We start from the raw sequence: 22542 nt of genomic DNA, 5'->3' as shown, positions 1-22542 counted from the left end.
TCAGCCCTCCGCAATGATCTCGGAGAGCGCGTCCACGCCCTCACGCGTACCGACGGCGACGAGCGTGTCCCCGATGGCCAGTCGAAAATCCGGTTCCGGCGACGGGTGCGCGCTGTGGGTGCGCAGCACCGCCACGATGGACGCCCCGGTCCGGGTCCGCGCCCGCGTCTCCCCCAGCAGCCGCCCGCCGTACGGGGAGCGGGATCCGAGCGGGATGTGCTCGGTGACGAGGTCGATGCCCTCGGTCCGCACGGCGTCGATGGGCGCCGGGTCGATGAGGTGCGCGAGGGCGGTGGCCTCGGTTGTCGTCAGGGGGACGGAGAGTTGGCACGAATCAGGGTCGTCCTGTTCGTAGAACCCGATGAACCGGCGTCCGTCGTGGTGGACGACGACCGAAATGTGCTGTCCCGTCTCGGTCGTGAAGTCGTACTGAGCACCCACTCCGGGCAGTGACGTACGGCGGGTTCCCATGGCTTCCTCCCGAGACGTGCGGCGGCGCGCGCACTTGGTGATCTCTTTATCCGGCCATTACCTTATCGGGCGGCCGAAATCCGTCGAGGGGCCGCCGGACGGCGGTGCGAGCAGCTCCAGGGCCTCTTCCCAGGGGAAGGCGGCGGGGTCGCCGGACTTGGGCGTGTGCGGGGTGCGGGCACTGACCCGGACGCCCATCTCGCGCAGCCTGGCCAGGCTTTCGCCGTATGCGGGGTGCTGGGCGAGCAGGGAGTTCACGGCCGGGAGTACGGCGGTGGGGACGCCGGCCCCGTACGCCTCGCAGAGGATGCCGAGGGCCAGGGTGTCCGAGATCCCGGCCGCCCACTTGTTGATGGTGTTGAACGTGGCGGGCGCGACGACGATCGCGTCCGGGTCCGGGAACGGCCGGGGATCGCCGGGGGAGCGCCAGCCCGAGCGGATCGGATACCCGGTCCGCGCCTCGACGGCCGCCGCGTCGAGGAACCCGAGCCCCTGCGGGGTGGCGACGACGCCCACGTCCCAGCCGGCGTCCTGCGCGGCGGCGAACAGCCGGTCGACGTCACGGGCGACGCCGGCCGCGCAGACGACGACGTACAGGAACGGCTTCCGGCCCGACTGGTCCGACTGTTGGCTCATGGGCTCCCCTGGTGATCGCTGAGGCGGTGCGGCTCAGCAGCGTACGGGGGACGGACGGCGATAGTGGGTGAGGAGGAGAGACCTGCGGACGCGACCGACCGATGAGTTGAGGCGGCGCCCCCGGTCTACCCACGGAGAACGTCAGGACCGGACCACAGGAGGACGGACGGCATGGCTCAACTGCTGCGAGTTCAGAACTTCACGGTGTCGAGCGACGGAATCGCCGCCGGCGAGGACCAGACGCTGGAGAGGCCGTTCGGCAGTCACGTCGACCCGGGCCGGCTCTTCTCCTGGGCGGGCGCGACGGCGAGCTGGCCGAACCGCACGGACCCCGGCGGGAGCCGCGGCCTGGACGACTACTTCACGCGGGACTTCGCGCACAACATCGGGGCCGAGATCATGGGCCGCAACAAGTTCGGCCCGCAGCGCGGCCCGTGGGAGAACCACGAGTGGCAGGGCTGGTGGGGCGACGAACCCCCGTTCCACACCCCGGTGTTCGTGATGACGCACCACACGCGCCCTTCGTTCACGCTCTCCGACACCACGTTCCACTTCGTCGACGCCGACCCGGCGACGGTGCTGGACCGGGCGCGGGAAGCCGCGGGCGGCAAGGACGTCCGGCTCGGCGGCGGCGTCACCACCATCCGCGAGTTCCTCGACGCCGGTTTGGTCGACACCCTGCACGTGGCGGTCTCCCCGGTGAAGCTGGGCACGGGCCTGAGCCTGTGGGACTCGCCGGACGACCTGCGTGACCGGTACCACTTGGATGTCGTGCCGAGCCCGAGCGGCATGACGCATCACCTGTTCTGGCGGAAGTGACGTCGGGGGTCTGCCACCTGCGCCGCCGCAAGGGTTGCCCGACGCGCAGGCGCACCTCGCGTTGTCCGAGCACGCCCGGAAGCTGGGCATCAAGGGGCGGGCCTTCCAGAGAGCCAAGGAGCAACTGGTCATGCACGGGTTCGTGCATGAGCGGCGGGTCTCCGGTGAGCGGGGGCGCTGGGTCACCCAACAGCTCTTCTCCAACGTACCGTTGGCCGAGGCCGAGGTTCTCGGCCTCTGGCACAGTGTCGGCATCGGCGATCCCTCGTCTCCGAGTGTGCGGTTTCCGACCGTCGGTCAGCCGAAGGCTCGGACCGTCGGTCATCAACTACCGGTAGACGAAGAACAGGAGAAGAACTCTTCCCGCCCACCCACCGAAGCCCCGCGTACAGCGATGGCGTATGGGCCGTTGACGGCTGAAGAGGACCAAGCCGAGAGGGTGTTGTTGTCGCTTCGGCATGCCTCTGAGGATCTTCACCTCGGTGTGGCCGAAGCCCGGCCCCTCGTCGCGCAGGCTGCCGAGTGGTTCCGGCGCGGGATCTCCGGCGGCGAGCTGCGACGGGTGTTGAGCAGCCGACTTCCGAGGGGCGGGGTGCGGTGCGCCGCCGGGTTCCTGGGGCATCGGCTTCTGGAGAAGATGCCCGAAGCCGCCCTGCCGGCACGGGACGTCGAGCCGGAGCCGTCGACCTCGGATCCGTTGCCACCCGACCCGACGCCACCGTCTGCCGTCCCTCGGTACGTTCCGCCGCTCATCACCTGTGCGGGGCCAGGTAGCGAGCACGTCTTCCGGGCCATGGCGGGCGAGACCGAGTGTCCGGACTGCCGGCAGGCCGCCGCCTGGGCCCGCTGGGCCGAACGCCGGGCGGCGGACCTCGGCGTCGACCTCGCGGAGGAAGCGGCAGTGGCCGTGGAGGCCGGGCGGAACCCGGACGGGTGGCGGTCCCGGCTCGCCGCCGCGTCGGGAGCCACCCGCGACCAGTAGGAGAGGGCGGTTCCGGGCCACGGGCGAGGATCAGCGACCCGACGGGCGGGGAACCTGCCAGTCGCGGATGTCCGCGAGGAATTCCTGGTAGGAACGATTCGATCCCTTGGGCTCGGTGAGCAATCCGTGCGCCAGAGCCGCGGATGCGATCTCCGGGCCGTCGCTCTCCCTGAAGCGAGGGCTCGTGAGGATCCCTTCGAGGTCTTCCTTCGGAGTCTGGCGACGCCCGCTGTCCTTGCCTTTCCACGTCGCCGGAATCCTCCAGGAAGCCCGGTGGAGCGTGAATGCCTCGGGAAAGAGCAGAAGCCAAGCTTCGGACTCGGCGGCAGCGAGCGCGTATACGGATGATGAGTCGCCGACCGCCTTGCCGAGCGCGGCCGACACAGCCCTTCGTGCGGCGTCGTAAGCGGGGCCGGGGCAGGCGTCCATGTCTTCGTGCACGGCGATTCCGACGAACTCGCCGGCTTTCAAGCGGGCTTTGCCGCGCGCCTTGCTGACCAGAGTGCCTGCTGCCGTGGCCAGTTCAGCGCCTGACTTCTTTCGCAGTCGCACGGGATCGGTGATCTCGGTGAGGGTGACTGCGGCGGCAAGGGCCGGATGGGCGGCTTTGATGAACGCGGCCAGCATGCGGCGGTCATTCGCGCTCTCGCCCGCAAGCACGACGATGCCCCGGCCGAGCGGCTTGGGTATCCGCCTGCGGCTCACAGCTCGTCCTCGGTCAGGTCGCCCCCCAGGACACCGGAGAACCACAGCTCACCAAGGGGCTGGTCACCCGTCTCCGCGACGATCGTCCGAATCTCGTTCGTCGTCAGGGCGGGAATGATGGACGCTCCGTCCTCGTCCCGGTCGCACACGATGAATTCGTGGGGTTCCAGCCGGTCGACGAGTGCGGGAGAGTGAGTCGCCACGATGAACTGCGTACGCGTCGAGGCTTCCCTCATCCGCTCGACAATGAGCTCCAGCGCCTGGGGATGCAGGCCGTGGTCGATCTCTTCGACGCACGTCAGGGCTGGGGGCTGCGGGTCGTAGAGCATCGCCAGCAGACCCAGAAGGCGTACCGTCCCGAACGAGGCATCAGCCAGTGGAGTGGGCCGCCGCAGTCCGCGTTCACGGAGCACCACTGCCAGCCGATCGGCGAAGCCCCCGACCTGCTCGAACTCGATCGCATCCAGCTGCGGAAGAATGCGGCGGGCATCGTGTGTCAGATGATCCCAGCGCTCCTCGTCCGTGCTGAGCTGGATCAGAAACGCCGCCAGGTTCTTTGCGTGGGGTTCCAGACGGCCGGCCTTGATCGAGTGCGTGCGTGTGGGCTGCCGGGCCGCGGTGACGTCCACGTCGAAGACCCTGAAGGACGACAAGCGCTCTGCGACCCTCGCCACTTCCTCCCCGCCGTCCGACCGTCCCAGCCGGGGCAGGGTGGACAGGCCGCTGCTCAGCCGCTGGATACCGAACTTTCCCCCGTCGGACTCACGACCGGCCCTCTTGTCCACGACTCGGGCTTCATCGCCGGAAATCGTGATCCGACGGCCCCGGCCCTGAGTTCGCTTGAACTGGAAACTCTCCTGGCGTGACAAAGTGTAGGAATCGCGGCTGCCAGGCAGGGAGCGCCTGCGAATGGTCAGCGAGTACTCGTCCGGAGCCTTCGCGCTCGCATGCGTGGTCCAGTCCGCTTTGAGGCGAATTGCCAGGGAAGTTGGCGGTTTTTCGCCACCCCAGAAGGCAACTTCGTCGAATCCTCCGCGTTCATCGAGCGCGGGCTGTAGGTCAGTTCGGATGATCGCGGCAAGAAAGTCGAACACTTTGAGGACGTTCGACTTGCCCACGCCGTTGGGGCCCACCAGGACGGTGAGCGGTCCGAGGGGGATCGTCACATCGCGAAGGCTGCGGAAGTTCTCGACATGCAGTTCCAGAAGACGGCCGGACATGGGATGAACCTATCGGGTAGCAGATCGCCGGGCGGCGTAAGTGCCCTGAGAGGACAGCGTCCAGCCTGATGTGCTCAGGCTGCAACAGCCTCTGTGCAGCGTAGACCGTGCGGCTGACACATCTTTCATGGTGCGAGTCTTCCACCGTGCGAGGCATCGGAGTCCGTTGCTTCCGCCCCTACCCCCGCCCCACCACCACCCCCGCCCGGTCGACGCAGATCACGTCCACCGCGACCGGCGCGCCCCGCAGCACGGACAGGGCCTCCTCCCGGGCGCGCGCCGCCACCAGGTCGCCCAGCCGCACCCCCGCCGCCTCGCACAGGCGTAGCGCCTCCAGGCCCGTGTTGGCGGTGGCGATGCGGGAAGCCAGCTCCTCGTCCGCGCCACCCGTCCGGGCCAGGTCGGCCAGGAAAGGCTTGTTCACCTGGGAGCGGGCCGAGTGGAGGTCCAGGTGGCCCGCCGCGAGCTTGGAGAGCTTGGCGAAGCCGCCGCAGATCGTGAGGCGGTCGACCGGGTGGCGGCGTACGTACTTCAGCACCGCGCCCGCGAAGTCCCCCATGTCCAGGAGGGCGATGTCCGGCAGGCCGTACTCCGCGACGACCGTCTTCTCCGACGTCGAACCCGTGCAGCCCGCCACATGCGTCAGGCCCGCCGCCCGCGCCACGTCCACGCCCCGGCGGATCGAGTCGATCCAGGCCGAGCAGGAGTACGGGACGACCACCCCCGTCGTGCCGAGGATCGACAGGCCGCCCAGGATCCCGAGGCGGCCGTTCCACGTCGAGCGGGCGATCTCCTCGCCGTGGTCGACCGACACCGTGATCTCCACGTCCCCCGCCACCCCGTGCTCCGCCGCCACCCGCTCCACGTGCTCCCGCATCAGCCGGCGTGGCACCGGGTTCACCGCGGGCTCCCCGACCTCCAGCGGCAGCCCGGGGAGGGTGACCGTACCCACCCCCGGGCCCGCCCGGAACACCACGCCGGAGCCGGGCGGCAGCCTCCGTACCGTCGACCTGACCAGCGCCCCGTGCGTCACGTCCGGGTCGTCGCCCGCGTCCTTCACCACCCCGGCGCTCGCTCCCTGTGCCGTCAGCTCCTCCACCGCCAGCGCGAACGCCGGCGTCTGGCCCTTGGGCAGCGTGATGGACACCGGGTCCGGGAAGTCGCCGGTCAGCAGCGCCGTGTACGCGGCCGTCGTCGCCGCCGTCGCACAGGCGCCGGTCGTCCAGCCGGGGCGCAGACCGGTGTGCTTGAGTTGGGCAGTGCGACCGCCCTGCGTCTCAGCGGTCATCTTTTCCTCCTGTGGATGCCCCGTGCTGCGGAAACACAGCTCCTGCGGAGCAGGCAACGGGCGACCTTTCGCCCCCTGGGCGAAGGAAGTCGTGCTCCGACCCGCAGGTTTGATCCTAAGTCGCAGCGCAGCTAGTTTGTGAGCGTGGCCACGAACCAGGTGAAGCGGGCGTTCAAGTACCGCTTCTATCCGACCGATGCGCAGGCAGCAGAGCTGTCGCGCACGTTCGGGTGCGTTCGGAAGGTCTACAACCTGGCGCTCGCCGCACGGTCCGAGGCGTGGACGCTCCGTCAGGAGCGGGTCAACTACAACGCCACCTCCACGATGCTCACCTCGTGGAAGAAGACCGAGGAGCTGGCCTACCTGTCCGAGGTGTCGTCGGTGCCGTTGCAGCAGACGCTGCGGCACTTGCAGGAGGCGTTCAGCAGCTTCTTCGGCAAGCGGGCCAAGTACCCGCGCTTCAAGTCGAAGAAGAAGTCCCGCCGGTCCGCCGAGTACACCACCAGTGGTTTCCGCTACCGGGACGGCAGGCTCACCCTCGCAAAGATGCGCGAACCGCTTGACATCGTGTGGTCCAGGGCGCTGCCCGAAGGTGCGACGCCGTCCCTCGTGACCGTGTCGCAGGACCCGGCCGGGCGCTGGTTCGTCTCGATGCTGTGCGACGACGTTCCCGCACCGATGCCCGGGACCACGAACGCTGTCGGGATCGATGCCGGGATCACCAGCCTGGTGACGCTCTCCACCGGAGAGAAGGTCACCAACCCCCGGCATGAACGGAAGGACCGGGCTCGCCTGGCGAAAGCCCAGCGGAACCTGGCGAAGAAGACCAAGGGTTCCAACAACAGGGCGAAGGCCCGCCGGAAGGTCGCGAAGGTCCATGCCCGGATCGCCGACCGTCGCCGTGACCACCTGCACAAGCTGACCACTCGACTCGTTCGTGAAAACCAAACGATCGTGATCGAGGACCTGACCGTACGCAACATGGTCAAGAACCATTCCCTGGCCCGCGCCATCTCGGACGCGGCCTGGACCACAATGCGTGGCATGCTGGAGTACAAGTGCGCCTGGTACGGAAGGGACCTGGTCGCCATCGACCGCTGGTTCCCCTCCTCCAAGCTCTGCTCCGCCTGCGGAACTCTCCAAGGGAAGATGCCGCTGAACGTCCGCACATGGACATGTGCGTGCGGTGTCACCCACGACCGTGACGTGAACGCCGCGAAGAATGTGCTGGCCGAGGGGCTCTCGGTGACAGTCTGTGGAGCCGGTGTAAGACCTCAACGGAGCACTCCGGGCGGGCAGCCGGCGACGAAGCAGAAAACCCCACGGCGCGAGCCGTAGGAAATCCCCCCCTTTTTCAGAAGGGGGAAGATGCCAAGAGAAGAGTCCGTTCCGATGATGACGCCTGTGCATGTTCTTGTTCTGGGGGGTACGACCGAGGCGCGCCGCTTGGCCGAGCACCTGGTCGCCCGTGATTCGGGGGCCCGGGTCACCAGCTCGCTCGCCGGGCGCGTCGCTGCCCCCCGGCTGCCTCCCGGCGACGTGCGCGTCGGTGGTTTCGGGGGGCCCGACGGGCTCGCGGAGTGGGTACGTGAGCACCGCGTCGACGCCCTCATCGATGCCACCCACCCCTTCGCCGCCGCCATGAGCCGGAACGCGGCCGAGGCCGCCGCCCAGGCCCATGTTCCCCTCCTCGCCGTCCGCCGGCCCGGCTGGGTCGCCCAGGACGGTGACCGCTGGCACTCCACCGGATCGCTGGCCGAGGCCGCCGGGCTGCTGCCCGCACTCGGCGAGCGGGTCTTCCTCACCACCGGGCGGATGGGGCTCGCCGCCTTCGCGGGGGCGGGCCTGGACGCGCTGTGGTTCCTCGTGCGGTCCGTCGACGCGCCGGAGCCGCCCTGCCCGGCCCGGATGGAGGTGCTCCTCGACCGGGGGCCGTTCGACCTCGACGGGGAGCGGGAGATCATCCGGCGTCACCGCATCGACGTCCTCGTCACCAAGGACAGCGGCGGGGGCGCCACCGCCCCCAAGCTCACCGCCGCCCGCGAAGCCGGGATTCCGGTCGTGGTCGTCCGGCGGCCACCGGTACCGGAAGGGGTGCCGGTGGCCCGTACGCCCGACGAGGCCGTGCGCTGGGTGCGGAACCTCCACGCCTCCGGGTAGCGGGCCCCGTTTCCCATCCGCGGCTCTACGCCTCCGGGTAGCGGGCCCCGTTTGCCATCCGCGGCTCTACGCCTCCGGGTAGCGACGCGGCGTCCAGACGACGCCCCGGCCGCCGTCCTCGCCCCGCTTCACCCACCGCGTCTGCGACGAGCCCACGATCAGCAGCGTCCGCATGTCCACCTCCGCCGGGTCGACATCGGCCAGCCGCACCGTACGCACGGACTCCGTCGGGCCGCCCACATCCCGCGCCAGCACCACCGGGGTGTCCGGCGAACGGTGTTCCAGGAGCAGGTCGCGGGCCTTGCCGACCTGCCACGTACGGGACTTGGAGCCCGGGTTGTACAGAGCGAGAACCAAGTCCGTCGAGGCCGCCGCGCGGAGCCGCTCCGCGATGACCTCCCACGGCTTGAGCCGGTCCGAGAGGGAGATCGTGGCGTAGTCGTGGCCGAGCGGTGCGCCCGCGCGGGCGGCGGCCGCGTTGGCCGCGGTGACGCCCGGCAGGACCCGTACGGGGATGTCCGCGTACGCCTCCTGCGAGGCCGCCTCCAGGACCGCCGTCGCCATCGCGAAGACCCCGGGGTCGCCGCCCGAGACCACCGCGACCCGGTGACCCCGCCGGGCCAGGTCCAGCGCGAACTCCGCCCGCTCCGACTCCACCTTGTTGTCCGAACCGTGCCGCGCCTGGCCGGGGCGGGCCGGCACCCGGTCCAGGTAGGTGGTGTAGCCGACCACGTCGTCCGCCGCCGCCAGCGCGCCCCGCGTCTCGGGCGTCAGCCACAGCGGGCCCGCCGGGCCGGTGCCGACCACGACCACGTCACCCGAGCCCCCGCGCGGTGAAGGCCTCGGCGCGTCCACCCGGCTCGGCAGCACCGCCACCGAGAAGTACGGAACCGACTCCGGGTCGATGCCCGCCAGTTCGCCCGTACGCTCCCCGGCCATCGTGGCCCGCTCCACGTACCGCGCCTCCGGCAGCCGGCCCGACGCCTCGAACGCCCCGCGCACCGCCGGGAACGTCCGCCCCAGCTTCATCACCACCGCCGTGTCCGTGGCGGCGAGACGGGCCGTCAGCTCCTCCTCCGGCAGCGTGCCGGGGAGGATCGTCAGGATCTCCTCGCCCTCGACGAGGGGCGTGCCGAGCCGGGCGGCGGCAGCGCTCACAGAGGTGACACCCGGGATGACCTCGGTCGCGTACCGGTCGGCCAGGCGCTTGTGCATGTGCATGTACGAGCCGTAGAACATCGGGTCGCCCTCGGCGAGGACGGCCACGGTCAGGCCCGCGTCCAGATGTGCCGCCAGGCGGGCCGCGGCCTTCTCGTAGAACTCCTCCAACGCGCCCCGGTAGCCGCCCGGGTGGTCCGTGGTCTCCGTCGTGACGGGGTAGACCAGGGCCTCCTCGATGTGGTCGGGCCGCAGGTGCGCGGCGGCGATGGAGCGCGCGATCGAGCGGCCGTGCCGGGCGCTGTGGTACGCGACGACGTCCGCCTCGCCGATGGCCTGGACGGCCCGCAGGGTCATCAGGTTCGGGTCGCCGGGGCCGAGCCCGACCCCGTAGAGCCTGCCGCTGCCGTTGTCGGTTCCGCTCCCGCTGCCGGTTCCGCAGATCTCGCTCACTGCTACTCTTCCTCGCTCGCGATGGCGTTGAGCGCCGCCGCCGCTATCGCGCTGCCGCCCCGCCGGCCCCGGATGATCAGGTGTTCCAGGCCCGACGGGTGTTCGGCCAGGGCCTCCTTGGACTCCATCGCGCCGACGAAGCCGACCGGGACGCCGATGACGGCGGCCGGGCGCGGGGCGCCCTCCTCGATCATCTCCAGCAGCCGGAACAGGGCCGTCGGGGCGTTGCCGACCGCGACCACCGCCCCCTCCATCCGGTCCCGCCACAGCTCCAGGGCCGCCGCGCTCCGCGTCGTCCCCATCCTCGCCGCCAGCTCGGGCACGGACGGGTCGGACAGCGTGCACACCACGTCGTTGTCGGCCGGCAGCCGCTTGCGCGTGACGCCGCTGGCCACCATCGCCACGTCGCAGAGGATCGGGGCGCCGGAGCGCAGAGCGGCGCGGGCGTCGGCCACGGCGTTCGGCGAGAAGGCGAGGTCCGTTACGAGGTCGACCATGCCGCAGGCGTGGATCATCCGGACGGCGACCTGGCTCACATCGGCGGGCAGCCCGGCCAGATCCGCCTCCGCGCGGATGGTGGCGAAGGACTGGCGGTAGATCGCCGGTCCGTCCTTCTCGTACTGGTGCACAGTGCTGTCGCTTTCTTCTGCCGGTAGTGGGGGAGTGGAGTGGAGGGGAGCGTGCTCAGGCGCGGGCCGCGGCCACCGCCGCCGCCAGCGCCACCGGGTCGTCCCGGACCGTCTTCGGGGGATCCCGCCGCTCTCCCCGTACGTGCGAGATCCGGTGCCCGTCCGGTGTGACGACCACGTCGATCCACTCCCCGTGGGGGTGACCGCAGCGGCGTTCGCACCCGGACCAGTACACAGGGAGCCGCCCGACCCGTCCGACAGCGGCCCCCGCTTCGGCCCGCACGTCGGACAGGGACCTCGCGCAGCCGGGGCGGCCGATGCAGGCGCCGACACCGGTCCACGGGGAGTCGGGGGCGGTGATCAGCCCGGCCGCCGCCAGGGCGTGGAGCGCCTCCGCCGCCTCGTCCGGCCGCCCGAACGGCCCGGGGACGACGATCCCGCGCCACGGGGTGAGCCGCAGCTCGTCCCCGTAACGGCGGGCCGTCTCGGTGAGCAGCCGCCACTGGGCGGGGGCGAGGCGTCCCAGAGGTACGCCGACGCTGATCGCGTTCGGGGAACCGTGCGGGCCCGGGGCGGGGGGCGTGGCCGTACGCGGGCGGGGCCGGTGGACGGCAGGCCCTGCGGCTGCCCCGATTCCTCGGACCAGCTCGGTCCGTACGTCGTCGGGCAGGTCCTTCACCCGCCACGCGGCCGAGTCCCGGGCGGCGCGCAGGAACGCCTCGGCGGCCAGGAGCGCGGCGCGCGGGCCCTCCTCGGCGGGCACCCGGAACACCTCGTCCTCGGCGCCGATCCGCAGGAGGCAGCTGTCGCCCGCCGCGATCAGGGTCACGTCCGCGCCCAGTGCGTCCACGTCGCCGCGGCCGGAGTCCAGGGCGAAGAGGAAGCGGCCGGAGAGCGATGCGGCGGCGGCCGATCCGCAGACCAGGCCGTCCAACTCGGCCAGCCGGTCCCCGAGGGCGGGGGAACCGTCCAGTCCGGCGAGCGGCGAGGCCACGATGTTGCGGGCCCGCTCGTGCGCGGCGGACGGCAGCAGCCCGGCGGCGCCGAGCAGTTCGGCCGGCCCGCCGCCGCACTGCGCGTCGAGGCCGCGCAGCTGGACGTTGCCGCGCGAGGTGAGATGCAGCTCACCGTCCCCGAACCGGCAGGCCACCGCGAGCAGCGCGTCCGCCCGGTCCGCGCTCAGCACCCCGCCGGGCACCCGGACCCGGGCCAGCGCACCGTCGTCGGCCTGGTGCAGCCGCAGCGTCCCCGGGCAGGCGTCGCCGCCGTCGCGGAGGGCTGGGCCGCCCGCGGAAAGGGGCGAGGGGGCGGAACCGGGCATGGCGGCGAGCATACCGACCGCGCCGATCCGATCGGCGGGCTCGCTCCTGTGACCTGGAGGACAGCGGGCTCGCGCCGTGACCTGGCGGACAGGAGGCACGGAGACCCGCCCCGGCTCATCCCCGCCCCGCCCCTGCCCCCCAACAGTGATCACCACCGCACCCCCGCCCCCTGCCCCGCCCCCACCCCGGCCGCTTAGGATGCAGACGGTGGTCCGTTCAGGCCGCCATCGCCAGACGGCGACAGGGGAGGAAGCCCGGTGAGATTCCGGCGCGGTCCCGCCACTGTGAGTCCGGCCGCCACCACCGGCTGCCGGACGAGTCAGGAACTCCCTTCCCCGAGTGCCCGGTAGCCACCGGATCGCCCGGGGAGACCCTCCGACACCGCCCGGGGCGTGGACACCCCGAGGAAGGCCTGACGCAGCATGATCCTGCTCCTGTCGACGTCCGACACCGACCTCCTGAGCGCCCGCGCTTCCGAGGGGCCCGTCAGCTACCGGTACGCCAACCCCTCCCGCGTCGACCTCGACGGACTGCCGGAGCTGCTGGCCGGCGTCGACCTCGTCGTCGTACGGCTTCTCGGCGGCGTACGGGCATGGCAGGAGGGGCTGGACGCGGTGCTGGCCACCGGCCGCCCGGTCGTCGTGCTGACCGGTGAGCAGGCCCCCGACGCCCAGTTGATGGCCGCGTCCACCGTGCCGATCGGCATCGCCGCCGAGGCGCACGCCTACCTCGCGCACGGCGGGCCCGCCAACCTGGAGCAGTTGGCCCGGTTCCTCTCCGACACCGTGCTGCTGACCGGCCACGGCTTCGAGCCGCCCGCCCCGGCCCCCGCGTGGGGAGCACTGGAGCGGGAGGCCCGCGCGGTGCCCGAGGGTGCGCCGACGGTCGCCGTCCTCTACTACCGCGCCCACCACATGAGCGGGAACACCGCGTTCATCGAGGCGCTGTGCACCGCGGTCGAGGACGCGGGGGCCCGCCCCCTCCCGCTGTACGTCGCGTCCCTCCGCACCCCGGAGGCCGACCTCATCGACAAGCTCCGCACCGCCGACGCCATCGTGACCACGGTCCTCGCGGCGGGCGGCACCAAGCCCGCCGAGGCCTCGGCGGGCGGCGACGACGAGTCGTGGGACGCGGGCGCGCTGACCCAGCTCGACGTGCCGATCCTCCAGGCGCTCTGCCTCACCAGCCCGCGCAGCGCCTGGGAGGAGAACGACGAGGGCGTCTCCCCGCTGGACGCGGCCACCCAGATCGCGGTGCCGGAGTTCGACGGCCGCCTGATCACGGTGCCCTTCTCCTTCAAGGAGATCGACGAGGACGGGCTCCCGGCGTACGTCCCCGACGCCGAGCGCGCCGCCCGGGTCGCCGGGATCGCCGTACGCCACGCGAAGCTGCGTACCATCCCCCACGCGGAGAAGCGCATCGCGCTGGTGCTCTCGGCCTACCCGACCAAGCACTCCCGCATCGGTAACGCGGTCGGCCTCGACACCCCCGCCAGCGCCGTGGCCCTGCTGCGCCGGCTGCGCGCCGAGGGGTACGACTTCGGGCCCGAGGAGGAGATCCCGGGCCTGGTCTCCGGCGACGGCGACGAGCTGATCTACGCGCTGATCGATGCGGGCGGCCACGACCAGGAGTGGCTGACCGAGGAGCAGTTGGCGAAGAACCCGGTCCGCATCCCGGCCGCCGACTACCGCCGCTGGTTCGCCACGCTCCCCGAGGAGCTGCGGCTCGCGGTCGAGCGGCACTGGGGACCGGCGCCCGGCGAGATGTTCGTCGACCGGTCGGCCAACCCGGAGGGCGACATCGTCCTCGCGGCCCTGCGGCGCGGCAACCTCCTCATCCTCATCCAGCCGCCGCGCGGCTTCGGCGAGAACCCGATCGCGATCTACCACGACCCCGACCTCCCGCCGTCCCACCACTACTTGGCCGCCTACCGCTGGATCGCCGCCTCCGCCGAGGACAACGGCTTCGGCGCGGACGCGATGATCCACCTGGGCAAGCACGGCAACCTGGAGTGGCTGCCCGGCAAGAACGCGGGCCTCTCCGCCGCCTGCGGCCCCGACGCCGCCCTGGGCGATCTCCCCCTGGTCTACCCGTTCCTGGTGAACGACCCGGGCGAGGGCACGCAGGCGAAGCGCCGCGTCCACGCCACCCTCATCGACCACCTGGTCCCGCCGATGGCCCGCGCCGACAGCTACGGCGACATCGCGCGCCTGGAGCAACTCCTCGACGAGCACGCGCAGATCGCCGCGATGGACCCGGCGAAGCTCCCGGCCATCCGCGCCCAGATCTGGACGCTGATCCAGGCCGCGAAGCTCGACCACGACCTCGGGGTGGAGGACCGCCCGGAGGACGAGGGCTTCGACGACTTCATCATGCATCTCGACGGCTGGCTCTGCGAGATCAAGGACGTCCAGATCCGCGACGGCCTCCACGTCCTGGGCAACCCGCCCGTCGGGAACGACCGGGTCAACCTGGTCCTGGCGGTGCTGCGCGCCCGCCAGATCTGGGGTGGTACGGCTTCGCTCCCCGGCCTGCGCGAGGCGCTCGGCCTGGACGAATCGGCGGCGACCCGCACCGCCGCCGACGAGATCGAGGAGCAGGCGCGCGCCCTGGTCCAGGCGATGGACGACGCGGACTGGGCGCCGGCGGCAGTGGCAACGGTGGCGGCGGGCCTTCCCGAAGCCGTGGCCGACATCCTGACCTTCGCGGCCACCGAGGTGGTCCCGCGCATGGCGGCAACGACCGACGAACTCACGCACGCAGTCCACGCGTTGAACGGCGGCTTCGTCCCGGCCGGCCCGTCCGGCTCCCCGCTCCGCGGCCTGGTCAACGTGCTCCCCACGGGCCGCAACTTCTACTCGGTGGACCCGAAGGCGGTCCCTTCGAAGCTGGCGTGGGAGACGGGCCAGGCCCTGGCCGACTCCCTCCTCACCCGCTACCGCACCGACAACGGCGACTGGCCCACCTCGGTCGGCCTCTCCCTCTGGGGCACCAGCGCGATGCGCACGGCGGGCGACGACATCGCGGAGGCGTTCGCGCTGCTCGGGATCCGCCCCGTCTGGGACGACGCCTCGCGCCGCGTGACGGGCCTGGAGCCCATCCCGTACGAGGAGCTGGGCCGCCCCCGTATCGACGTGACGCTCCGCATCTCGGGCTTCTTCCGCGACGCGTTCCCGCACACGGTGGGCCTGCTCGACGACGCCGTACGCCTGGCCGCCTCGCTGGACGAGCCGGCCGAGCGGAACTACGTACGGGCGCACACCCAGGCGGACCTGGCGGAACACGGCGACGAACGCCGTGCCACCACCCGTATCTTCGGCTCCCGCCCCGGCACGTACGGTGCGGGCCTCCTCCAGCTCATCGACTCCCGCGACTGGCGCACCGACGCCGACCTCGCCGAGGTCTACACGGTCTGGGGCGGTTACGCCTACGGCCGCGAGCTCGACGGCCGCCCGGCCCGCGAGGAGATGGAGAGCGCCTACAAGCGCATCGAGGTCGCCGCGAAGAACACCGACACCCGCGAGCACGACATCGCGGACTCCGACGACTACTTCCAGTACCACGGCGGCATGGTGGCCACCGTGCGCGCGCTGAAGGGCTCGGCCCCGGAGGCGTACATCGGGGACTCCACCCGCCCCGAGACGGTCCGCACGCGCACCCTGGTTGAGGAGACGTCCCGCGTCTTCCGGGCCCGCGTGGTCAACCCGAAGTGGATCGAGGCGATGCGCCGCCACGGCTACAAGGGCGCGTTCGAGCTGGCGGCCACCGTCGACTACCTCTTCGGGTACGACGCCACGACCGGCGTCATCGCCGACTGGATGTACGACAAGCTCACGGAGACGTACGTCCTCGACCCGGAGAACAAGCAGTTCCTCCAGGAGGCCAACCCCTGGGCCCTGCACGGCATCGCGGAACGCCTGCTGGAGGCCGAGTCGCGCGGCATGTGGGCCAAGCCCGACCCGGCGGTGCTGGAGGCGCTGCGCCAGGTGTACCTGGAGACGGAAGGCAACCTGGAGGGCGAGGACTGACCGGAAGGGCACCTGGAGGGCGCGGGGCGCGTGGATGTGCGATGGCCCCCGCCGCCCCCGCCCAGCACAGTGGACGCATGACGACGCCCGCCCGTGTCTTCCTGCCCGGTCTCGACCTGTCCCGGATCCTCTACGAGGAGGCGGTACGGCCGATCCTCGACGCGGAGTGCCCCGGGCTGCGGTACGCCGCGGCCCGGGTCGGCTCCGGCTCCGAGGTGCTCGGCTTCGACACCGCCCGGTCGGCGGACCACGAGTGGGGCCCGCGCCTGGACCTGTTCCTGGAACCGGCGGACGCCGCCGCGTACGGGGAGCGGCTGCACCGCCTGCTCGCCGAGCGGCTGCCCAAGCAGGTACGCGGCTGGCCGACGCACTTCCGGCACGGTGACCCGGCGGACCCGGTCGGGCACATGGAGCTCACCGCGGGCCCGGTCGACCACCGCGTCTCGGTCGGCGACGTCGGCGGGTGGCTGCACGAGCGACTCGGAGTCCCGCTCACCCACCCCGGCGGGGAGGACCGGGAGCCCACCGTCCGCGACTGGCTGGCCATGCCGCAGCAGAAGCTCGCGGAGGCCACGGGCGGCGCGGTGTTCCACGACGGGGTGGGCGCCCTGACCCGGGCGAGGGAGACGCTGGCCTGGTACCCGGACCAGGTGTGGCGCTACCTGCTGGCCTGCCACTGGCAGCGGATCTCCCAGGAGGAGGCGTTCGTCGGACGCTGCGCCGAGGTGGGGGACGATCTGGGGTCCGCGGTGGTCGCGGGGCGACTGGTACGCGACCTGATGCGCCTGTGCCTGCTCCTGGAGCGGCGGTACGCACCGTACGGCAAGTGGCTGGGCAGCGCCTTCGCCCGGCTGCCCAGGGCCGATGAGCTGCTGCCGGCCCTGCGGGGCGCCGTCACAGCCCCGGACCACCCGACGCGCGAGCGGCACCTCTGCGACGCGTACGAGCGCGTGGCCGCGGCGCAGAACCGCACGGGCCTCGCCGAGGAGGTCGACCCGTCCCGACGGCCGTACCACAGCCGCCCGTTCCGGGTGCTGCACGCCGAGCGCTTCGCCCACGCGCTGGCCGGCACCGTCACCGACCCGGGCCTGCGGTCCCTGCCGCTGACCGGGAGCGTGGACCAGTGGGCGGACAGCACGGACTTCCTGGGGCGGCCGGGGGCTGTGCGGGCGGCGGTGGACGCGCTGGCCGGCTGACGGGTTTGCGGGGGGCGGCTGACGGGTTGACCAAGCCGGCCCCGGGAGGGAGCTCCCGGGGCCGGCGGAACGTGCGTACGGGACGGAGCAGATCAACACTCCGCCGACAAACGCTAGTTGGCGCTCAGTTGGCGTTCACCAGGTCATGGGCGGGGACCTTCACGGTCCGGGCGCCCTTCTTGCCGCCGAGGACGACCTTGCGCAGGGCGCTGTTGTTCTTGTGGTTGGTCTCCTTGAGCCGGTTCTCCGGGTTGGCGAGGACCTGGATGTAGTACGTGCCGTTCGGCAGGTTGGTGATGTCGAAGGACTGGCCGGGCAGGTCCTGGGTGTAGGTGTCACCGGAGCCGACGTCGAGCACCTCGCGGACGGAGATCGAGTTCTCCTGGCCGCACGCGGTGGACAGGTCGGTGTTGTCCGGGTGCCAGTTGGCGTTCTTCACCGTGTAGTCGACGGCGTCGATGTTGGCGAGGCAGAACGCCTCCTTGCCGCTGCGCACCGACTCCTTCTTGTCGGCCTTCAGCAGCCGGTAGCTGGCGAAGTCCGTGAAGTGCCAGTGCTCGTGGCCCGGGCGCGGATCCCACTCCATGGTGCCGGTCGGGGTGTAGCCGACCTGCTTGCCCTTGGCGTCGTAGAAGTACTGGTAGGCGTCCATCAGCTTCTTGCCCGGGGAGCGGAAGCCGTCCACGACGAGCTTGGCCGGGCCCGCGTTCCACACGTTGGCGCTGAAGGCGAGGTAGTCCTTGCCGGGCACCTCCTCGTAGCCGTCGCTGACGGTGATGCCGTACGCGGGCAGCGAGCGCAGGTCGGGCTTGGGCACGTCGGGCACGGTGGCTTTGCCGGTGGGCCGCTTGGCGTTGGGCCGGGCGCCGGGGGCCTGTCGTGACCCGTCGGTCTGCCCGGTGCGGTCACCGACCTTGGCGGCCGAGAAGGCCTGCCGCTGGAGGGACTCCTTCTTCAGCGCCCAGGGCAGGGCGGGCGGAGCCGGCGGGTAGGGCCCGTGGCCGACGTTGAACGTGGGGCCGGCGCCGGTCGTCCGGGCGGCCGGGGCCTCGGTACGGGCGGGAGCGCCGTGCGCGGCGTGCGCATCGTGCCCGGCGGACGCGGCGGGCGCCTCGGGGGTCTTCCCGTGCCCTTCGTGCCCGGCATGCCCTGTGGCGGACTTGCGCGCCGCGCCGCGGGGTGCGGCGGCCGCGCTCTCCTCGTCCCAACTGCGCTCCCGCACCGTGACCTTGACGGTCTGCGGCTTGTTCGCGATGCCGAAGAGGTCGCGGTACTTCTTCGTTACGGAGATCTTGGCGGTATAGGTCCCCGCGGGCAGCTCGACCGGCTTGGAGTAGTACCCGGCATAGGTGTTGGACGCCCAGCCGTTCTCCACGCCCCACACCGAGCCGAGGGTGAAGGGGTTCACCGGGCAGCTCTGCGGATACTTCGAGTTGGCGGGCGCGTCCGGCCGGATCCGCCCGGAGGCGTTGTTGGGGCAGAAGGCCTCGTTCTGCTTCAGCACGGTCTTGCCGGCCGCGTCGGTGACGGAGACCTGTGCGAAGTCCGGCAGCCCGGTGAAGTCCTTCACGAGCCCGGCGGGAAGCGCCTTGGCCGTGGTCTTCTTCCCCTTCCGCAGCACCTGCGTGGCGACGACCGGATCCTTGTACGACTTACGGGTCACCTTGAGCTCGAAGGCGCCGTTCTCCGAGGTCAGATAGGTCCCGAGGTCCAGATAGACGCCGGGATCCTCCTTCCACGAGTCGAGCGTCACCGACGTGGAGGCGGCGATCAGGCTGAGCTTCGGCGTCGGCTCCGCGGTCTTCGCGTCGGGCGCGGCGGCGACGACGCCCGCCGTGACGGCGACTGCCGCGGCGATGGCGATCGACGGGCGGGTCAGGCGGTGTGTGCGGCCCTGCTGTGGTCTGGTCATCATCCCTCGTACTTCCGGACTTCCGAGTGCGTGATGGAACGTGGACGAGCAGCACGGCCCCAACTCGACTCACCTGTGGCGACGCTGTGTCCGGCCTGTGAGAGGCGGACTCGGGTACTTCGGGTTGTCTCCGGTCCCCCGATTGGCGCAGGGTTGTCCGAAAGTCATGCCTGCGCAGACCGCCCGGTCGGGCACATTCAGCGGCGGCGAAGGGCCCGTTCGGGCGTTTCGTCGAACCGAGCCCGGTCGTGGCGGCTAATCCTTCGATGTCGGAGCGGCGTTCCAGGGAGCGATACGTTCCAGGGCCGTCTTGCCGCTCGATACGAAGCCCTGATGAGATGGCTCGCACAGACTCATCTGGACGGCAGGAACGCGGAGCGTCGGCTATGCGTGGGTGGTGGCGGAAATCCCTCCGTGGCCGCCGGAGGAGGAAGCGTCATGAATGAAGTCGCGGAGAATCGCGGAGTGCAGTTCCGGATTCTGGGCTCGTTCGAATGCTGGGACGGCAACGACCGAATCCGGGTCGGCGGACCGGTCCACGAAAAGGTTCTTGTCACGCTCCTGCTGGAACCCCAGCGCGTCCTCCCGGTCTTTCGGCTGGTGGAGGCCGTCTGGGACGAGAACGCCCCCGCCACCGCCGCCCATCAGGTGCGCAAGGCCGTGGCGGAGCTACGACAGCGCATTCCCGGCGGGCGGGATCTGATCGTCACCGAGGGGCCCGGCTATCGGGCCCTCACCGCGCCGGCGCAGGTCGACCTCGGTAGATTCACCGAGGGATTAAAACAGGCCAGAGAAGCCGCTGTCGCCGGAAAAAGTGCCTCCGCCATGACGACGCTTCGTGAGGCGCTGGCCTTGTGGCGGGGGCCGCTGCTCGCGGGGACCGGTGGATCGGTTCTGTCCGCGGCCTCCGCCGCCCTGGAGGAACGCCGTCTCACCGCCGTGGAGCAGCTTTTCGACCTGCGGCTCGCGAGCGGCGAAAGCGGCGAGATCATCGGAGAATTGCGAGAATTCATCGACGCGCATCCGCTGCGGGAAACTCTGCGTGGCCAGCTCATGCTCGCGCTCTTCCGTTCCGGGCGACAGGCCGACGCGCTGGAGGAGTTCTCCAAGGTCCGGGACTATTTGATCGACGAGCTCGGCATCGGCCCCGGCGACGCGCTCTCGGAGCTGCACAACGCGGTGCTCCGCAACAGCCCGGAGCTCGCCGCTCCGCACGTGCCCGCCGCCGCCCCCTTCACTCCGGAGGGCAACCCCTCCACCCTGCCCTACGATCTGCGCGACTTCACCGGACGGGAGGCGGAAGTCAGTGAGCTGCTCGGGTTCGTGGAGGAGTCCCCGGGCTCCGGACCGCTGATCGTCGCCATCGACGGCATGGGCGGAAGCGGCAAGACCTCGCTCGCCGTGCGCGCGGCACACCGACTGGCGGAGAACTACCCAGACGCTCAGCTCTACATCGACCTCCGCGGGTTCACTCCCAACGGCCGGCCCATGAGCGCGAGTACGGCGGCCGAGGCCCTGCTGCGCATGCTCGGCGTGCCCCCTGACCGCATCCCGGACGACGCGGAGGGCCGCATCGCCCTGTGGCGGCGCACGATGAGCACCCACCGGATGATCCTGCTGCTCGACAACGCCGCGGACGATTCCCAGGTCAGACCGCTTCTCACCTCCCCCACCGAGACCCTGGTGCTCGTCACGAGCCGTGCGCTGCTGGTGGACCTCGACGCGGCTCATACGGTGTCCCTGGGCGTCATGCCGCCGGGCGACAGTGTCGCCCTCGTCGAGGGCGTGCTCGGCCGGACGCGCGCGGAGAACGAGCCGGAGGCCGTCGCCCAGCTCACGGAACTCTGCGGCCATCTTCCGCTCGCCCTGCGGATCGCGGCGGCCCGGTTGCGCAAGCGGCCCCGCTGGACCGTCCGTTACCTGGTCGACCGGCTCCGGGACGACGCCCACCGGCTGGCCGAGCTCAACTCGGGGGAACGCAGCGTCGAAGTGACGCTGCGGCTCTCCTACGAGGGCCTGGCCGCCGACACCCGCGAGGCGTTCCGGCTTCTCGGGCAGTACCCGGGGTCCGAGATCAACACCTACGCCGCCGGAGCCCTGCTCGGGATCGGCCCCCGGGAGGCGGAGGAAGTCCTGGAGTACCTCCTCGACATGCACCTGCTCCAGCAGCACGAGACCGGCCGCTACGCCTTCCACGACCTGGTCCGCAGCTTCGCGCAGAACCTCTCGCGCAGCGGCGCCCGCCGGCAGCCGGAGGCCGGTGGGGAGCCGCCCGCCACGGCCGACGGAGACGACGAGATCATGCACGCCGTGGGCCGGCTGCTCGACTTCGCGCTGGCCGCGACCGACGCAGCCTGTGACCTGCTCTTCCCCGGACGGGCCCGGGTGGGCCACGCCGGGCCCTTGACGTCGGCGGCCGAACTTCCGCCGCTGGAGACCGTCGAGCAGGCCCGCGACTGGCTGGAGCGCGAGCAGGACTCGCTGTTGGCCATCGTGTCCCTGGCCTACCGCTGGGAGATGGACCGGCACGTCGGGCTGTTGACCGCCAACGTCGTCTTCCCCCTCGACCTGCGCGGACGCCTGGAGGAGTTCAGGGAACTGGGCCGGGTCGCGGTGGCCGCCTCCCGTCGGCTGGGCGACGCCGCTCTGCTGCGGCTCAGTCTCTCCAACCTCGCCGTGGCCTGCTGGAAGCTCGGGCGCCTCACCGAGGGCATCGCGATGTCGGAAGAGGCGTTGGCCCTGTCCATCGGTCTCGACGACCGGCGCGGCGAGGCGAAGGACACTGGCGTCCTCGGGCTGCTGCTCAGCACCCTGGGGCGGTACGACGAGGCGCTGCCGCGACTGCAGCAGTCCATCGAGATCAAGCGGCAGCTGGGTGCGGAGCGTGCCGAGGCGGAGTCCCTGACCAACCTCAGCAGCCTGTACGCCGAATGGGGGCGCTTTCCGGAGGCAGTGGAGGCGGCCACCCGCTCCGTCGCCCTCTCCCGCTCCATCGGCTCGGTCGACAAGGAGGTCGAGGGGCTGACCGATCTGGCCGTGGCGAGAATCGGTCTGGGGGAGATCGCCGCGGCCTCGGAGCTGCTGGCCCGGGCCCGCAAGCTGGCGGGGCAGACCACGTCCCCCGCCGATCTGTCGCTGGTCCTCGCCCTGTCCGCCGAGGTCGCCGACCGGCTCGGCGAGAGCGTCCAGGCCGCGGAGTGGGGGGAGTCGGCTCTCCGCCTGAGCGATCTCAGCGGTGTCCCCATGCGCGAGGCGGCCGTCAGCAACATCATCGGCCGGTTCCACGCGCGTAACGGCCGGTACACACCGGCCTTCGAGCTCCACGCCCGGGCCCGCGACGCGGCTTCGCGCATCGGCTACCGCGTCGAGGAGGCCCGCGCGCTGGCCGGCATGGCCGACGCTCTGGACCGGATGGGCGAGCAGAAAGCGGCCTCGGCCCACCGGGAGTCGGCCCGCGAGGCCTTCGACGCCATGGGAGTCCCGACGCCCCGGGCCGCGTGACGCGTCACCGTGACGCGCCCCCGTTCCTACGATGCGGAGTTCTCCGGCAGACATGAGAGCGC

Annotated in this window: 16 protein-coding genes and 1 riboswitch; of the genes, 7 read left to right on the top strand and 9 right to left on the bottom strand. The window is 71.4% G+C overall.

The window, feature by feature from the left end; all coding sequences use genetic code 11:
- Positions 1 to 471: a cation:proton antiporter regulatory subunit gene (locus ACFWM7_RS15150; protein WP_030076978.1), complete on the bottom strand. Its 471-nt coding sequence runs from the start codon at positions 469 to 471 to the stop codon at positions 1 to 3.
- Positions 472 to 528: 57 nt separating this feature from the next.
- Positions 529 to 1107: a flavoprotein gene (locus ACFWM7_RS15145; RefSeq protein ID WP_383260342.1), complete on the bottom strand. Its 579-nt coding sequence runs from the start codon at positions 1105 to 1107 to the stop codon at positions 529 to 531.
- Positions 1108 to 1278: 171 nt separating this feature from the next.
- On the opposite strand from ACFWM7_RS15145, the gene ACFWM7_RS15140 reads away from it, so the two are divergent.
- Together ACFWM7_RS15140 and ACFWM7_RS15135 are read left to right on the top strand one after the other, a co-directional pair.
- A complete protein-coding gene (locus ACFWM7_RS15140; RefSeq protein WP_383260340.1) occupies positions 1279 to 1926 on the top strand; it encodes a dihydrofolate reductase family protein in 648 nt (215 codons plus the stop codon).
- Positions 1904 to 2908, top strand: coding sequence for a hypothetical protein (locus tag ACFWM7_RS15135; RefSeq protein ID WP_383260354.1), 1005 nt, complete (start codon positions 1904 to 1906; stop codon positions 2906 to 2908). Before ACFWM7_RS15140 ends, ACFWM7_RS15135 begins: the two co-directional genes overlap by 23 nt.
- Positions 2909 to 2938: 30 nt before the next feature.
- Here ACFWM7_RS15135 and ACFWM7_RS15130 read toward each other — a convergent pair whose 3' ends face one another.
- From ACFWM7_RS15130 to ACFWM7_RS15120, 3 genes are all read right to left on the bottom strand, one after another.
- The gene (locus ACFWM7_RS15130; RefSeq protein ID WP_383260338.1) at positions 2939 to 3613 is read right to left on the bottom strand and encodes a hypothetical protein; all 675 of its coding nucleotides are present in this window, start codon (positions 3611 to 3613) and stop codon (positions 2939 to 2941) included.
- Positions 3610 to 4833 carry an AAA family ATPase gene (locus ACFWM7_RS15125; protein WP_383260335.1) on the bottom strand — a complete coding sequence of 408 codons (1224 nt, stop codon included), beginning with the start codon at positions 4831 to 4833 and terminating at the stop codon, positions 3610 to 3612. The genes ACFWM7_RS15130 and ACFWM7_RS15125 overlap by 4 nt, the downstream gene beginning before the upstream one ends.
- 178 nt (positions 4834 to 5011) lie before the next feature.
- Complete coding sequence (locus ACFWM7_RS15120) at positions 5012 to 6121, bottom strand: cobalt-precorrin-5B (C(1))-methyltransferase (protein ID WP_383260333.1); 1110 nt, start codon at positions 6119 to 6121, stop codon at positions 5012 to 5014.
- Positions 6122 to 6259: 138 nt separating this feature from the next.
- On the opposite strand from ACFWM7_RS15120, the gene ACFWM7_RS15115 reads away from it, so the two are divergent.
- Together ACFWM7_RS15115 and ACFWM7_RS15110 are read left to right on the top strand one after the other, a co-directional pair.
- Positions 6260 to 7459, top strand: a complete 1200-nt coding sequence (locus ACFWM7_RS15115) for an RNA-guided endonuclease InsQ/TnpB family protein (protein WP_383260331.1) — start codon at positions 6260 to 6262, stop codon at positions 7457 to 7459.
- 54 nt (positions 7460 to 7513) lie between these two features.
- A complete protein-coding gene (locus ACFWM7_RS15110; protein WP_383260329.1) occupies positions 7514 to 8281 on the top strand; it encodes a cobalt-precorrin-6A reductase in 768 nt (255 codons plus the stop codon).
- Between the two features lie 66 nt (positions 8282 to 8347).
- On the opposite strand, the gene ACFWM7_RS15105 is transcribed toward ACFWM7_RS15110, so the two are convergent.
- Genes ACFWM7_RS15105 through ACFWM7_RS15095 form a run of 3 tightly spaced genes read right to left on the bottom strand, consistent with a single transcriptional unit; the run spans position 8348 to position 11854 of the window.
- On the bottom strand, positions 8348 to 9892 hold the full coding sequence (locus tag ACFWM7_RS15105; protein WP_383260327.1) for a precorrin-2 C(20)-methyltransferase: 1545 nt from the start codon (positions 9890 to 9892) through the stop codon (positions 8348 to 8350).
- A gap of 2 nt (positions 9893 to 9894) precedes the next feature.
- Entirely contained in the window at positions 9895 to 10521 is a 627-nt protein-coding gene (locus ACFWM7_RS15100; RefSeq protein WP_383260325.1) for a precorrin-8X methylmutase, read from the bottom strand.
- Positions 10522 to 10576: 55 nt separating this feature from the next.
- A complete protein-coding gene (locus tag ACFWM7_RS15095) occupies positions 10577 to 11854 on the bottom strand; it encodes a cobalamin biosynthesis protein CobG (RefSeq protein ID WP_383260324.1) in 1278 nt (425 codons plus the stop codon).
- A 235-nt stretch (positions 11855 to 12089) separates the two neighbouring features.
- Positions 12090 to 12172, top strand: a riboswitch (cobalamin riboswitch).
- A gap of 93 nt (positions 12173 to 12265) precedes the next feature.
- Here ACFWM7_RS15095 and cobN point away from each other — a divergent pair.
- Together cobN and ACFWM7_RS15085 are read left to right on the top strand one after the other, a co-directional pair.
- The gene (cobN, locus tag ACFWM7_RS15090) at positions 12266 to 15871 is read left to right on the top strand and encodes a cobaltochelatase subunit CobN (protein ID WP_383260322.1); all 3606 of its coding nucleotides are present in this window, start codon (positions 12266 to 12268) and stop codon (positions 15869 to 15871) included.
- A gap of 77 nt (positions 15872 to 15948) precedes the next feature.
- Positions 15949 to 17067 (top strand): DUF4037 domain-containing protein, encoded by a 1119-nt coding sequence (locus ACFWM7_RS15085; protein ID WP_383260320.1) that lies wholly within the window; start codon positions 15949 to 15951, stop codon positions 17065 to 17067.
- A 124-nt stretch (positions 17068 to 17191) separates the two neighbouring features.
- Here ACFWM7_RS15085 and ACFWM7_RS15080 read toward each other — a convergent pair whose 3' ends face one another.
- Positions 17192 to 18982 carry a lysyl oxidase family protein gene (locus tag ACFWM7_RS15080; RefSeq protein WP_383260317.1) on the bottom strand — a complete coding sequence of 597 codons (1791 nt, stop codon included), beginning with the start codon at positions 18980 to 18982 and terminating at the stop codon, positions 17192 to 17194.
- A 435-nt stretch (positions 18983 to 19417) separates the two neighbouring features.
- On the opposite strand from ACFWM7_RS15080, the gene ACFWM7_RS15075 reads away from it, so the two are divergent.
- The gene (locus tag ACFWM7_RS15075) at positions 19418 to 22480 is read left to right on the top strand and encodes a BTAD domain-containing putative transcriptional regulator (protein ID WP_383260315.1); all 3063 of its coding nucleotides are present in this window, start codon (positions 19418 to 19420) and stop codon (positions 22478 to 22480) included.
- Positions 22481 to 22542: the final 62 nt, after the last annotated feature.

It is taken from the genome of Streptomyces sp. NPDC058375 (genome assembly GCF_042723425.1).
GTDB classification, from domain to species: domain Bacteria; phylum Actinomycetota; class Actinomycetes; order Streptomycetales; family Streptomycetaceae; genus Streptomyces; species Streptomyces durocortorensis.
The sequence above is the reverse complement of the archived record's forward strand: the minus strand, read 5'-3'. Positions and strand labels throughout refer to the sequence as shown.